We start from the raw sequence: 12,675 nt of genomic DNA, 5'->3' as shown, positions 1-12,675 counted from the left end.
CAATCGAAGGAGCCGATCATGACCACTCGCAGACAAGCTTTGGGCCTTCTCGCCGCCACGGCCCTGTTGCCGCTCGCACCGCGGTTTGCCTTTTCCGCCGCGCCGTTCTCGACCGTTGCCAATGCCGGTTACTACCGCTTCCGCTTCGGAAAGTTTGAAGTCACGGCGCTTTCGGACGGCACGCTGGCACTGCCCATGGCGAAGATCTATCAGAACGAGCCCGAGGGCGAACTGCAGCGCAGGCTCGACGAGGCCTTCCTCGGCAAGGAGCCGCATTTGTCGATTAACGCCTATCTGGTAAACGACGGTAAGCGCCTGGTGCTGATCGATGCGGGGTCCGGCGCCTTGCTCGGCGCCGCCGCCGGCAAGCTCATCCGCCATCTCACGGCCTCCGGCTACAGGCCCGACCAGGTTGACGCCGTTGTTTTGACCCACGTGCATGCCGATCACTCCGGCGGCCTTACCGTCGACGGCAAGCCCCAGTTTCCGAATGCCGAAATCCATCTCGCCGACCGCGAGTATCGTTACTGGATCGAGCGCGAGGGCGTGACGACGATGACGGAGGCGCAGAAGACCGACTTCCAGCGCGCCGAGGACGCTCTGGCTCCCTATATCGCCGCCGGAAAAGTAAAGCGTTTCGCCGACAATGCGGACGTGTTGCCGAACCTCGGATCGATCCTGCGAGCGGGGCATACGCCCGGACATTCCTCGATCGTGCTCCAAGCCGATGACGGCCAGCGTCTGGTCTTCTGGGGTGACGTGATCCATGGCGACCACGTCCAGTTCGACGCTCCCGACGTCTTCGTCAGCTTCGACGTCGATGGAACAGCGGCGGCCGCGACCCGTGCGGTGGCACTGGCAGATGCAGCCGATGGCCGCTACCTCGTCGCCGGCGCTCACCTGCCGTTCCCCGGTGTCGGCCACGTGGCCCGGGACGAGACGCTCTATCGCTTCATCCCCTGGAACTACGTCGAATAGCGAGGGTTTCGAAGCCGGATCACTTGTAGGCGTAGGCGTCGATGGTTTCTCTGCGCCCGCGCAGACGCACGCCGTTGTGGCGCACCCACCTGTCTGATCCGGCTTCGTCAATCTTTCCTGCCGCGAAGGCTTCCGCCGAAACGACGATCGATGCGCCGAGGTGGCGGGATTCGGCCTGCAGCCGCTGGCCGACTCCAGCGCCCGACGATGATCGAGAGCGCCAGCATCAAGGCGGCGATCGCCAGCGAGAAGGCGAGCCGCGCATTCGAGGCGAAGCGTTCGGCCTCACGCTCGGTATCGAACAGGACACGGCCGTCCTGGCTCATCCAGCCGTCCGGTGGTTCGACTTTCAGAAGCATGCAGATCCCCGTCCCTCACTCGCCGAGTGCCGGGCATCCTTCCATTCGGGTCTGCGCGAATCAAGCGCGCGCCGGACCGAGCTTCCGCGATTGGTGAGCCGGTGCCTTCACGTTGTCGTGTGGAGCGGCGTCCCCTCCGGCTCTTGCCCGCCGGGCTGTGTCTGTTAGGCGGCTACCGGTGAGTTAGGAAATGACGTTGCGGACGAACCGCACGACTTCGCCACCGTCATTGATGTAGGCATAGGCCTGGGCGGAGCTATAGACCGCGAAGGTACCGCTGGCGTATCGCTTGCGCACGCCAGCGACCTCAAGCGTCAAGGTGCCTTCCGTTACGAACAGCATTTCGTGCCACCCTTGCGGGTCGGGCTCGGCGTCATAGCGCTCGCCTGGGGCGAGCGACCAGAGCCACATCTGGGCTTCGGACGTAGCAGGGGCAGAAGCGAGCAGCCGCGCTTCGCTCTCTGCTTGTTGGCCGCGCCAGGTCACAGCGTCGATGTTGTCGCGGGATTGGCGAGACGGGTCCCTGACGAGATCGACGAAGCCGACATTCATCGCAGCCGCCAGCTTGTCGAGGCTGGAGAGGCTGATGTTGGCGTCAGCGCCTTCGACTGCGACGATCATGCGGCGGCTGATGCCGGAGGCTTTGGCGAGTGCCGTCTGGCTCAGTCCCGCCGCCATGCGGATGCGCCGGAGATTGTCCGCGACATGGGTCAGCACGTCGGATCGATCTTGACTGTGCAATATATTGCTCATATCGTTCTTCTATACGGATCGACCATCAACGGCCAGCCATTTCTGGTGCCTCCGACCGCGACGGAGGCCACATGCGCAGCTGTGCCAACAGGAAGGGCTTCATGTCACAGCAAGCGACAATTCTCAACGTCGCCGACAGGTCCGGCTTACTCGCAGCCATAGCCCAACATTCGAAAGGTCACTGACATGAAAATCCGCGACTTCGGTGTCGAAATCTGGATGAACCGCTACGAGAACCATTGCGAATGGAATCTCGCCGAGACCTGCGTTGAATCGCTGACCGTGGCGGAATTGTTGGAAATGGCGGGCAAGACGGACACGATCCTTGCCGAACTGCTGCCGCTGAAGCTGACCTATGGCGCCATCGAGGGTTCCGAACGGCTGCGCGGGCAGATCGCAAGCCTCTATGCGAAACAGGCGATCGAAAACGTCGTCACCACGCATGGTGCGATCGGCGCCAATGCACTGGTGCATGAAACGCTCGTCGAGCCCGGCGACCGGGTGATTTCGGTGCTGCCGACCTACCAGCAGCACTATTCGATCCCGGACAGCTATGGCGCCGATACGCAGATCCTGAAACTGACGGAGGAGACCGGTTTCCTGCCTGATCTCGAGCAGTTGCAGCGGCTCGCTATCCCCGGCACGAAGCTGATCGCCATCAACAATCCGAACAACCCGACCGGCGCGCTGATGGATTGCGGCTACCTCGAAAAGATCGTCGGTATCGCGCGCGGCTGCGGCGCATGGATCCTCTGCGACGAGGTTTATCGCGGCACGGATCAAGAGGGCGACGGTTTGACGGCATCGATCGCAGACCTCTACGAAAAGGGCGTCAGCACCGGCAGCATGTCGAAGACGTTTTCGCTCGCCGGCCTGCGGCTCGGCTGGATCGTCGCGCCACCCGAACTGATCCATGCCGTTTCGATCCACCGCGATTACAACACGATCAGCGTCGGCATGCTGGACGATCACTTCGCGGCAATGGCGCTGGAAAACCGCCACAAGATCTTGGCGCGCAGCCGGAGCATTACCCGCACCAACCTCGCGGTGCTGTCGGACTGGGTCGACAGTGAACCGCGGATCTCCTGGGTCAAGCCGCATTCGGGCACCACGGCACTACTGAAATACGATCTGCCGATGACCTCCGAAGCATTCTGCCTCGGATTGTTAGAGCGCACCGGCGTGATGCTGACGCCTGGCAGCGCAATGGAAATGGAGGGCTATCTCAGGATCGGCTACGCCAACAGCGAAAGCATTCTTCGCGAGGGTCTGCAGCGCCTGTCCGGGTTTCTTCGCGAGCAACAGTCTGCCGCCGCGTAAGGACAAGCGGAATTGTCCTTCAGGGCTCGATATCCAGCTCCGGGTAGCGACGGAAGATACCGTTTTCATTGAAGGCTAGCCGCCGCGGTGAAGCAAGATAGGCGGCGATCTTCGGCCGTGCCTTCACCGAGGCGTGCAGCTTCAAAAGCTCGGAGTATTGCCGCTCGTAATGGCGCATCGCCTTCGGGAAGGCATAGCGCAGCCCTTCGATCACCTGGAATAGCGAGAGATCGATATAGGTTGCGTCGTCGCCGACGGCGTGGCCGCTGCCATCGGGATTTTGTTCAAGCACCCGTTCGAAGTAGCCGAGAAACTTGGGGATGCGGTTGGTGACGAATTCGACCGCCCGGTCCTTCGCCTCCACCTTCTGCTCCTCGTAGTATTTCGAGGTTGCGATCGGGTGGTGGGTGTCGTGCACCTCGGCAATGAAGTCGGTGATGGTGAGTTGCAGACCGTTGGCGAACCAGCGCAGCGCTTCCTCCTTGGGCGCGAGCCCGAGCCTCGGGCCGAGGTAAAAAAGGATGTTGGCCACATGCGAAATGATCTGGTCGCCCTCCCTGAGGAACGGCGGCGCGAAGGGGATGTGTGCTTCGGTGGCGCTCTCCATCAGCTTGATCATCTCGCCGGTGCCGCGGCCCGGCTCGCGGGTGACATCGATATAATCGGCACCGGCGTCCTCAAGCGCCAGGCGCACGAATTCGCCGCGGCCCTGAATGCCGTCCCAGTAGTACAACTCATAGGTCATGGAAGCCCTCTGCCGATCTCGGATACCCGGTTGATATAGGCCATCGGCGGTTTAGGGCGAGGGCAAGGCAGCAATTGCAAGGCGCGCTCTGTCGAACAGGCCGCGACGCATGCTATGGCGCTGTGGAGAGGCAACGGGGGCTGGTGCCAGGGGAAAGCCTAGGTGAGCAAACCGAATTATCGCGACATTGCCGAACTTGCAGGCGTCGGAACCGCGACGGTCGAACGTGTTCTCAACGGACGTGGCGGCGTGCGCCCGGACCTGGTCGAGAAGGTGGTCGTTGCCGCGCGCACGCTGAATTATCCGCGCACGCTGCCCGACACCCATCGCGGTCTTTTGCGCATCGACGTGCTGATGGTCCGCCCCGAAACGACCTTCTATCGCCGGCTCTCCAAAGCGTTCGAAAGGATCGCGGAGACGCTCGATCCGCTTGTCGTGGTGCAACGCAGCTTCACCGAGGAGATGAAGCCGGACGAGATTGCCAGGCGGATTCTTGCGACCGAGGTCCCGCGCGCTGGCCTGATCCTTGCCGTGCCCAACAGTCCGCTGATCAGCGCCGCGGTCGAGACGGTCGTTTCGCGCGGGGTGCCGGTGATCCATGTCGTCACACGGGCGTCCGAGAAGCAGGGCGAATTCGTCGGCATCGACAACTACGCGGCCGGACGAACAGCAGCACTCTTCATCGCCCGCATGGCGCACGAAATCGGCCCTGTCGTAGCCCTCTGCCACCCGATCTATCAGGTCCATCGCGATCGCCTCAGCGGCTTTTCGGACTATTTCCAGGAGCATCCGGGCGAGCGCCGGTTCGAGTGGCTGGGCTTCACCCGCGACGAGGAGCACTACGGCGCCGAAGCGCTGCAATCGGCGCTCGAGATGTATCCAGAAATGGCCGGGCTCTACAATGCGGGGGGTGCCAACGCCGCTCTGATCGATGTTCTTCGCCGGCATCCGCGCGGCAGGGAGATTTTCTTCGTCGGCCATGAGTTGACCGATTATACGCGCAAGGCGCTTAGCGACGGCATCATGGACGTCGTGCTCGATCAGGCGCCCGAGGCGCAGGCCCGCCGCGCCCTTGACCTTGTGCTGCGCCGGATCGGCCTTTCAGAGCTGGAACCGGACAAGGCGCCTATTCGCTTCATCACCATCACCGCCGAGAGCCTTTGATTTGATTTGATCAAACAAGGCTTCGCCGTTCAGAACGCCTCCTGCTAGATTTTTATCAAGAAGGAGGGCGCGGTCCCGAGCGAACCGGAAGGCGCTCTCCTTCACCGGAATTTGTGCGGAACGCCCGCGATCCGCCGGAAGGAGAGCGTTATGGACGACTTGAAGTATGGAACGCGCAACAAGCGAGGCGACTGGGCACCGAACCAGCCGATCGAAACGGCGCCGCTGTTTGCCTTTCCGCCCAAACTGCTGGCGCTTCTGAAGTGGCTGCCGCACTATTTCTTTCCGTGGAACGCGATCTTCGCCGCTTCGGCCGTCGCCTACTGGGCCTGGGTAATCCCGCCGATCGAGACGATGCAGACTTTGGGCATCGGGTGGATCGCCTGGCTCTACGTGGTGAACGCGGTCTGCGTCTTCCTCTTCTACGGCGCCTTCGAACTGCACCTCTACGTGCTGAAGCGGCAGGAAAACCGCTTCAAGTACAATGGCAAATTCCCGGCCGAGCAGAAGAGCAAGGCCTTCTGGCTCGAAAGCCAGAACCTCGACAATATCCTGCGCACCTTCCTTTCGGGCCTCACCATCTGGACCGCCGTCGAGGTCGCCATGCTCTGGGCCTATGCCAACGGTTATGCGCCTTGGCTGAGCTTCGCGCAAAATCCCTGGACGCTTGCTTTCGTCGCGCTCGTCGTGCCTGTGATCCACGAGTTCCACTTCTTCTGCATCCACCGGCTCATCCACACGCCGCTGCTCTACAAATGGGTGCATTCGGTCCACCACAATTCGGTGAACCCGTCGCCATGGTCCTCGCTGTCGATGCATCCGGTCGAGCACCTGCTCTATTTCGGCACCGTCTTCTACCACCTGGTGCTGCCGTCGAACCCGATCCTGATGCTCTACCAACTTCACTATGCGGGCTTCGGCGCCATTCCCGGCCATGTCGGCTTCGACAAGGTCGAGGTCGGCGAAGAGACACTCGTCGATAGCCACGCCTATGCGCATTACCTGCACCACAAGTATTTCGAGGTGAATTATGGCGACGCCCTGATCCCGCTCGATCGCTGGTTCGGCACCTGGCACGACGGCTCCAAAGAAGGCGAGGCGCGGATGCAGGAACGCTACCGCAAGCGCAAGGAAAAACTCGCAGCCCGCAAGGCGCGCAACACGATCGGGGAGGCAGCAGAATGAGCAACGTGATCACCTGGGTACCAGCCTGCAAACTGGATGACATCGAGCAGGAAGGGGCGATCCGCTTCGACCACGCCGGCCGCACCTACGCGGTCTACCGCGGGCCGGATGACAGCGTCTATTGCACCGCCGGTCTCTGCACCCATGAGGCGATCCATCTCGCCGATGGGCTGGTCATGGACTTCGAAGTGGAATGTCCCAAGCATTCCGGCGCCTTCGACTACCGCACCGGCGAAGCCCTTAGGCTTCCCGCCTGCGAGAACCTGAAGACCTATCCCGCCGAAATCGTCGACGGCGAGGTTCGGGTGGCCCTCGGTTAGGGCCCGCGCTTACCGCGCGCTCGAACCACTCGAGCATTGATCGGGTCCGTGGACCCCCGGAATGCACTCGGGTGATCCGGCACCCATTGGGAGGAAATCATGAAATCCATGTACCTGGCGGCTGCTCTTGCCGCCTTGATGGGAAGTGCTGCCTCGGCGGAGACGATCGGTGTCTCGATGCAGAGCTTCGACAACAACTTCCAGACGCTGCTGCGTGAAGGCATCAGCGCCAGAGCATCGGAAACCGGAGGCGTCAATGTCCAGATTGAGGACGCCCAGACCGACATCTCCAAGCAGCTCAATCAGGTGAACAACTTCATCGCGTCGGGCGTCGACGCGATCATCACGACGCTCGCCGATACCTCGGCAGCCACCGGCATCAGCGAAGCGGCGGAGAAGGCGGGCATTCCGCTCGTCTATCTCAACCTCCAGCCCGACAATGTCGCCCAGTTGCCGGTAAAGCAGGCCTATGTCGGAAGCCGGGAAACGGACTCCGGCAAGCTGGGCGCCGAGGCCGCCTGTTCGCTGCTCAAGGGAAAGGGCAAGGCCGGTGACGCGCAGGTCTATATCCTGATGGGCGATCTCGCCCACCAGGCCTCGCGGGACCGCACCTCGTCGTTCAAGGAGACGTTGGCTGCCGGCGACTGCAAGGGCGCCACCATCGCCGACGAGCAGTCCGCCGCTTGGACCCGCACCAACGCGATGGACCTCACCACGAACTGGATCACGGCCGGGCGCCCGATCGACGTGGTTTTTGCCAACAACGACGAAATGGCGATCGGCGCCATACAGGCGCTCAAGGCCGCTGGCGTGTCCATGGACGATGTGATCGTCGTCGGCATCGATGCGACGCAGGATGGTCTTGCCGCCATGGCCGCGGGCGACCTCGATGCAACGGTGTTCCAGAATGCCAAGGGCCAGTCGGCGAGCGCGCTCGATGCTGCCGTCGCGCTGGCGCGCGGCAAGGCCGTCGAACGCGAAGTGATGGTTCCCTTCGAGCTCGTCACGCCCAAGAACATGGCCGACTACGCGACCCGCAACTGATCCTCCCAGCCGGCGCATTTCTCCTGCCTGCGCCGGCCACCCCCTCTTTTTGAACGGGATCGGGAAACGTGCTTGCCGCTTTTCGCCCGCGACCCGCTCCAAATCTTGATCTACGGAGAAGCCATGGACCGCATCGTCATCATCGGCGCCGGTGAAGCCGGCACAAGGGCGGCCTTTGCGCTGCGCGAAGCGGGCTTTACCGGCAGCGTCACGCTCACCGGCACAGAGCCGCATCTGCCCTATGAGCGCCCGCCACTGTCGAAGCCGCTCAATGGCGCGGTGCAGATGAAGCCGATCTGCGGCGCCGAGGCGCTCCAGGCTGCCGGCATCGACTACCTCCAGGGCGTATCGGCCCTGAGCCTCGATCCGGATACCCGGTCTGTCGCTTTCAGCGACGGGCGGACGCTTACATACGACAAGCTGCTGCTTGCGACCGGCGCTCGCCCGAGGCGGCTGACATGCCTTGGGGCTGAGCGCGCGCTCGACTTTCGCACCTATGCGGATGCGGCGACAATCTTCTCCAGCGCCGACCCGGGAAAAAGTATCGCCATCATCGGTGGTGGTCTGATCGGCATGGAGCTCGCGGCCGTTCTGCGCGGCAAAGGCATAACCGTCAGCGTTATCGAGATGGCGGCTAAGCCGCTCGGACGCGCGGTTCCACCGCGCTTTGCCGCCAAGCTCCATGCGCGGCATCAGGATGAAGGCGTTGCGTTTCATCTCGGTCAGGGGATGGCCGCGATCACCGACGATGCCGTTCTCCTCGCCGATGGCAGCGCGGTGCCTGCCGATATCGTCGTCGCGGCAATCGGCGTGTCTGCGGATGTGGCGCTCGCCGAGGCGGCGGGCCTTGCCACCGGAAACGGCGTCCTGACGGACGGTTTTCTCCGCACCAGTGACCCGAACATCTTTGCGGCCGGTGACTGCGCCGCGGTGGCGCAGCCGGGCGGCGGGTACATTCGCTTCGAGAGCTGGCGCAATGCGCGCAGCCAGGCGGAGACCGCGGTCCGCAACATGGTCGGCGGAAAGGAAGCTTTTGGCGCAATCCCCTGGTTCTGGACCGACCAGTACGATCTCGGTCTGCAGGTCGCGGGCCTGCCGCAGCCGGAGCATAAGAGCGTGATCCGCCAACTCGACGGCGGCGAGCTGGAGTTCTACCTGGACGATGGGCGCCTCCTTGCCGCGGCGGGCCTCGGTTCCTGCAATAGCGTCGCCAGGGACATCAAGCTCGCCGAGATGCTGATTGCCGCCGGTATCAATCCAGACCCCGCAGCGCTTGCTGATCCCGGCGTGAACCTGAAGGCGCTTCTGAAGAACGCGCGGGCGGCCTGATGCAAAAGTTGCTTGTCTTTCAGTCGCTCTGGGCGATGGAGCGCCGGCATGCGGACGGCTGCGAACGCGGTCTCGAGGAAAACATCGCTGTTATCGTCGAGGCCGGGTTCGACGGCATCAGCGCACACTACACGAACCGCGCCGACGTCGTGCGCCTCAACGAAGCGATCCGCGGCACCGGATTGAAGATCGAGGGAGTCTGTTTTCCCCGGAGCGTCGAGGACCTGCGCCCGACCCTGGAACTGGCGAGCGAATTTCCTGTCAGCCACATCGACCTGCAGGCGGACGTCCGCCCGCGCCGGGTGGAAGATTGCCTGCCGCTTCTGGACGGATGGATGCGGCTCGCCGAAAGGGCGGGTGTCCCCGTCTATGTCGAAACCCATCGCCACCGGATCACCAGCGACCTCTTGTTCACGCTGGACCTGCTGGACCGGCGCCCCGATTTGCCGCTGCTCGCCGATCTCTCGCACTATCTGGTCGGCCGCGAGTTTGCCTTTCCGGTCGAAGAGGAAAGCCACGCCCAGGTCCGGCGCATCCTCCACAACGCCCAGGCCTTCCACGGCCGCGTCGGCTCGTGCCAGCAGATCCAGATCGAGATGTCCTTTCCGCAGCATCGCCCCTGGGTCGATCTCTTCCGCGAATGGTGGGGCTATGGCTTCCGCCACTGGAGATCCCGTGCCGCCGACGATGCCGCGTTGGTCATGACCTGCGAGCTCGGCCCCAGACCCTATGCGATCACGGACAGGGACGGCCACGACACGACGGACAGGTGGGCGGAGGCGCTTTTGCTTCGGCAGATGGTGCTGGATGTGTGGGCTGAGAGCGCAGACCCTTCGGGCAACCGAACGCATGGCGCGTGCGTGCCGGACCCCGTCATTTAACGAAGGAGGGCCGGAATGGCAGATTGTGCTCGAGGCCAAGCCAAGGCGGGTTTTCCGCATACATCTCTTCGATCAACTGCTTGATCAGCTCAATGTGGCGTGAATTGTCGCCGACCCGGTGATTGAGGATGACAGGAGAGGTCGCGCGTTCCCCCTCGATCATGCGGTAGTGGACGTCTGACCGCACCTGACGCGCCGAGGAGGGGACGATGCACAGACCGGCTTCCGAGGCGACGAGGCCAAGGGCACTCTGGATCTCCCGCACTTCATGCACCTCGGCAGGGCGCACATCGTGGGCATGAAGCAGGCTCAGCACATGGTCGGCATAGCTCGGCCGCGGCTCCTTCGGATAGACGATCAGCTTCTGGCCGGCGAGCGCATTCAAGGGCAAGGGCGACGTGTCTTCGGCTAGCGGCGTGCCCTGGGGTATCGCCACGGCGAGGCGCTCTTCGCGCATGAGGATGCCGACGACATTGGGATCGCTGTGGTGAAGCCGGCCGAAGCCGACATCGATTCGGCCCTCCTTGAGCGCGGCGATCTGCTGCACCGACACCATCTCCAATAGCCGGATATCGAGTTCCGGCGCATTCTGCCTCAGCTTGCGCACGAGTGTCGGCAGCCCGCCATAGAGCGTGGAGGCGACGAAGCCGATGGACAGGACGCGGTTCTGGTTGAGACCGACGCGGCGCGTGGCCTCAACCATCTGCTCGACTCTCCCCAAAATCTGCAGCGACTGCTCGTAGAACAACCGGCCCGCCTCCGTCAGCCGGACCGGACGGCTCGCGCGGATGATCAGCGGCACGCCCAGCTCTTCCTCCAGAAGCTGGATCTGCCGGCTCAAGGGCGGCTGGGCGATATGCAGCTGCTCGGCGGCGCGGGTGAAGTTGCGCTCACGGGCGACGGCGACGAAGTAGCGAAGCTGGCGCAGATCCATTTTCAGGCCCTCATTTTCCTACCATTGCGGTATGTTGCAGTGCGGTAACCGCATGAATCTGCGAAATCTCTACCACATTATACCATGAAGGTATCATAGAGAACCTATTTGGTGTTGGACGCCACCCAGTGCGCGGCGCACAGTTACGCCATGAACACGACCCTTGCACCCATCGCTCCGACTGCAGCCTTCGTCCCCGTCGTCGAACGGGTCGAAACGATACTGGTCGATCTGCCGACGATCCGGCCGCACAAGCTCTCAGTCGCGACCATGACCGGCCAAACGCTGATGCTGGTGAAGGTCCATTGCAGCGACGGCACCGTCGGGATCGGCGAAGGCACGACGATCGGCGGTCTCGCCTATGGTGGCGAGAGCCCGGAAAGCATGAAGCTGGCGATCGATACCTATTTCGCGCCTGTCATGGTCGGCGAGGACGCGACCCGCGTGAAGGCGCTAATGGCGCGCATCGGCAAAGCGGTGAAGGAAAACCGTTTCGCCAAGAGCGCGGTCGAAACGGCGCTGCTCGATGCCCACGGCAAGCGTCTCGGCCTGTCGGTCGGCGAACTCCTGGGCGGAGCGCTGCGCAAGCGGCTGCCGGTCGCCTGGACGCTCGCTTCCGGTGACACCGCCGTGGACATTGCTGAGGCCGAAAAGATGCTCGACCTTCGCCGACACCGGATCTTCAAGCTGAAGATCGGCGCGAAGCCGTTGAAGGACGATATCGCCCATGTGGCGGCGATCAAGCAGGCGCTGGGCGACCGCGGTGCGGTGCGCGTCGACGTCAATATGGCCTGGAGCGAATTCGAGGCGTCCTACGGCATGGCGGCGCTCGCCGATGCCGGTTGCGAACTGGTCGAACAGCCCGTCGCGTCGACGGCAGCGCTCAACCGACTGGTCCGTCGTTTTCCGGTGGCGCTGATGGCGGACGAGTCCCTTACCGGGCCTGAATCGGCCTTCGAGATTGCCAAGACCAAGGGCGCAGACGTCTTTGCGGTCAAGATCGAGCAGAGCGGTGGGCTCTTCAACGCGCAGCGCGTGGCTGCGATCGCCGATGCCGCCGGCATCGAGCTCTATGGCGGCACGATGCTGGAAGGTGGCGTCGGCACGGTGGCGTCAGCCCATGTGTTTTCCACCTTCGCCAATCTGCAGTGGGGCACCGAGCTTTTCGGTCCGCTGCTCCTGACGGAGGAAATCCTGGTAACGCCCCTCGACTACAGCGACTTCGAACTGACGGTGCCGGATGGGCCGGGTTTGGGCGTCGAACTCGACGAAGACCGGTTGAAGTTCTTTGCGCGCGAAGGGCTGCGCAAGACCATCAGTGTTGCGAAGTGAGGATCGGCTGATGCTGTTTCACGTCAGAATGGATGTTCGCATTCCCCATGACCTGCCCGCTGAAGAGGCGGCCCAGATTCTCGCGCGAGAGAAGGCCTATTCACAGGCGCTGCAGCAGAGCGGCAAGTGGCGGCATATCTGGCGGATCGCCGGCCAGTACGCCAACTACAGCGTCTTTGACGTCACGGACAATGCCGAGCTGCACGAGATCCTCTCGGGTCTGCCGCTGTTCAAATTCATGGACATCGAGGTGACGCCGCTGCTTCGGCATCCGTCGTCAGTCCGGGAGGATGACACCTGAGATTTCGTTCGGCCGCCGCCGGGAGGTTGG

14 protein-coding genes are annotated in these 12,675 nt (G+C 63.0%); 10 read left to right on the top strand and 4 right to left on the bottom strand.

Features of this window, described 5'->3' with window-relative positions; translation table 11 throughout:
- Window positions 1-18: 18 nt before the first annotated feature.
- Complete coding sequence (locus BLU35_RS13285) at window positions 19-978, top strand: MBL fold metallo-hydrolase (RefSeq protein ID WP_093233358.1); 960 nt, start codon at window positions 19-21, stop codon at window positions 976-978.
- A 107-nt stretch (window positions 979-1,085) separates the two neighbouring features.
- Here BLU35_RS13285 and BLU35_RS13280 read toward each other — a convergent pair whose 3' ends face one another.
- Both BLU35_RS13280 and BLU35_RS13275 read right to left on the bottom strand, forming a co-directional pair.
- Entirely contained in the window at window positions 1,086-1,337 is a 252-nt protein-coding gene (locus tag BLU35_RS13280) for a hypothetical protein (RefSeq protein WP_093233357.1), read from the bottom strand.
- Window positions 1,338-1,520: 183 nt separating this feature from the next.
- Window positions 1,521-2,090: a helix-turn-helix domain-containing protein gene (locus tag BLU35_RS13275; protein WP_057251977.1), complete on the bottom strand. Its 570-nt coding sequence runs from the start codon at window positions 2,088-2,090 to the stop codon at window positions 1,521-1,523.
- A gap of 186 nt (window positions 2,091-2,276) precedes the next feature.
- Between BLU35_RS13275 and BLU35_RS13270 the strand changes: the two genes are divergently transcribed.
- Entirely contained in the window at window positions 2,277-3,410 is a 1,134-nt protein-coding gene (locus BLU35_RS13270) for an aminotransferase (RefSeq protein ID WP_093233356.1), read from the top strand.
- Between the two features lie 19 nt (window positions 3,411-3,429).
- Here BLU35_RS13270 and BLU35_RS13265 read toward each other — a convergent pair whose 3' ends face one another.
- Complete coding sequence (locus BLU35_RS13265) at window positions 3,430-4,155, bottom strand: glutathione S-transferase (RefSeq protein WP_093233355.1); 726 nt, start codon at window positions 4,153-4,155, stop codon at window positions 3,430-3,432.
- Window positions 4,156-4,317: 162 nt separating this feature from the next.
- Here BLU35_RS13265 and BLU35_RS13260 point away from each other — a divergent pair, with 162 nt between their 5' ends.
- From BLU35_RS13260 to BLU35_RS13235, 6 genes are all read left to right on the top strand, one after another.
- A complete protein-coding gene (locus BLU35_RS13260; protein ID WP_093233354.1) occupies window positions 4,318-5,319 on the top strand; it encodes a LacI family DNA-binding transcriptional regulator in 1,002 nt (333 codons plus the stop codon).
- Window positions 5,320-5,469: 150 nt separating this feature from the next.
- The gene (locus tag BLU35_RS13255) at window positions 5,470-6,504 is read left to right on the top strand and encodes a sterol desaturase family protein (RefSeq protein ID WP_093233353.1); all 1,035 of its coding nucleotides are present in this window, start codon (window positions 5,470-5,472) and stop codon (window positions 6,502-6,504) included.
- 8 nt (window positions 6,505-6,512) lie between these two features.
- Window positions 6,513-6,824, top strand: coding sequence for a MocE family 2Fe-2S type ferredoxin (locus BLU35_RS13250; protein ID WP_058322965.1), 312 nt, complete (start codon window positions 6,513-6,515; stop codon window positions 6,822-6,824).
- Between the two features lie 99 nt (window positions 6,825-6,923).
- Window positions 6,924-7,868, top strand: a complete 945-nt coding sequence (locus BLU35_RS13245) for a substrate-binding domain-containing protein (RefSeq protein ID WP_093233352.1) — start codon at window positions 6,924-6,926, stop codon at window positions 7,866-7,868.
- A 123-nt stretch (window positions 7,869-7,991) separates the two neighbouring features.
- Window positions 7,992-9,197 (top strand): NAD(P)/FAD-dependent oxidoreductase, encoded by a 1,206-nt coding sequence (locus BLU35_RS13240; RefSeq protein WP_093233443.1) that lies wholly within the window; start codon window positions 7,992-7,994, stop codon window positions 9,195-9,197.
- Window positions 9,197-10,078, top strand: a complete 882-nt coding sequence (locus BLU35_RS13235) for an IolE/MocC family protein (protein WP_093233351.1) — start codon at window positions 9,197-9,199, stop codon at window positions 10,076-10,078. Before BLU35_RS13240 ends, BLU35_RS13235 begins: the two co-directional genes overlap by 1 nt.
- Here BLU35_RS13235 and BLU35_RS13230 read toward each other — a convergent pair.
- A complete protein-coding gene (locus BLU35_RS13230) occupies window positions 10,071-11,012 on the bottom strand; it encodes a LysR family transcriptional regulator (protein WP_093233350.1) in 942 nt (313 codons plus the stop codon). The two genes, BLU35_RS13235 and BLU35_RS13230, sit on opposite strands and share 8 nt — an antisense overlap.
- Window positions 11,013-11,162: 150 nt before the next feature.
- On the opposite strand from BLU35_RS13230, the gene BLU35_RS13225 reads away from it, so the two are divergent.
- Together BLU35_RS13225 and catC are read left to right on the top strand one after the other, a co-directional pair.
- Window positions 11,163-12,344, top strand: coding sequence for a muconate/chloromuconate family cycloisomerase (locus tag BLU35_RS13225; protein ID WP_093233349.1), 1,182 nt, complete (start codon window positions 11,163-11,165; stop codon window positions 12,342-12,344).
- Between the two features lie 10 nt (window positions 12,345-12,354).
- Window positions 12,355-12,645: a muconolactone Delta-isomerase gene (catC, locus tag BLU35_RS13220; RefSeq protein WP_057251968.1), complete on the top strand. Its 291-nt coding sequence runs from the start codon at window positions 12,355-12,357 to the stop codon at window positions 12,643-12,645.
- Window positions 12,646-12,675: the final 30 nt, after the last annotated feature.

This window comes from Sinorhizobium sp. NFACC03 (assembly GCF_900103435.1).
Lineage (GTDB): Bacteria > Pseudomonadota > Alphaproteobacteria > Rhizobiales > Rhizobiaceae > Ensifer.
Note: the sequence above shows the minus strand (reverse complement) of the source record. Positions and strands in the feature narration are given on the sequence as shown.

Coding starts and splice junctions, on each gene's coding strand:
- BLU35_RS13285 (WP_093233358.1), top strand. CDS start 19: ATGACCACTCGCAGACAAGCTTTGGGCCTTCTCGCCGCCACGGCCCTG.
- BLU35_RS13280 (WP_093233357.1), bottom strand. CDS start 1,337: ATGCTTCTGAAAGTCGAACCACCGGACGGCTGGATGAGCCAGGACGGC.
- BLU35_RS13275 (WP_057251977.1), bottom strand. CDS start 2,090: ATGAGCAATATATTGCACAGTCAAGATCGATCCGACGTGCTGACCCAT.
- BLU35_RS13270 (WP_093233356.1), top strand. CDS start 2,277: ATGAAAATCCGCGACTTCGGTGTCGAAATCTGGATGAACCGCTACGAG.
- BLU35_RS13265 (WP_093233355.1), bottom strand. CDS start 4,155: ATGACCTATGAGTTGTACTACTGGGACGGCATTCAGGGCCGCGGCGAA.
- BLU35_RS13255 (WP_093233353.1), top strand. CDS start 5,470: ATGGACGACTTGAAGTATGGAACGCGCAACAAGCGAGGCGACTGGGCA.
- BLU35_RS13245 (WP_093233352.1), top strand. CDS start 6,924: ATGAAATCCATGTACCTGGCGGCTGCTCTTGCCGCCTTGATGGGAAGT.
- BLU35_RS13240 (WP_093233443.1), top strand. CDS start 7,992: ATGGACCGCATCGTCATCATCGGCGCCGGTGAAGCCGGCACAAGGGCG.
- BLU35_RS13235 (WP_093233351.1), top strand. CDS start 9,197: ATGCAAAAGTTGCTTGTCTTTCAGTCGCTCTGGGCGATGGAGCGCCGG.
- BLU35_RS13230 (WP_093233350.1), bottom strand. CDS start 11,012: ATGGATCTGCGCCAGCTTCGCTACTTCGTCGCCGTCGCCCGTGAGCGC.
- BLU35_RS13225 (WP_093233349.1), top strand. CDS start 11,163: ATGAACACGACCCTTGCACCCATCGCTCCGACTGCAGCCTTCGTCCCC.
- catC (WP_057251968.1), top strand. CDS start 12,355: ATGCTGTTTCACGTCAGAATGGATGTTCGCATTCCCCATGACCTGCCC.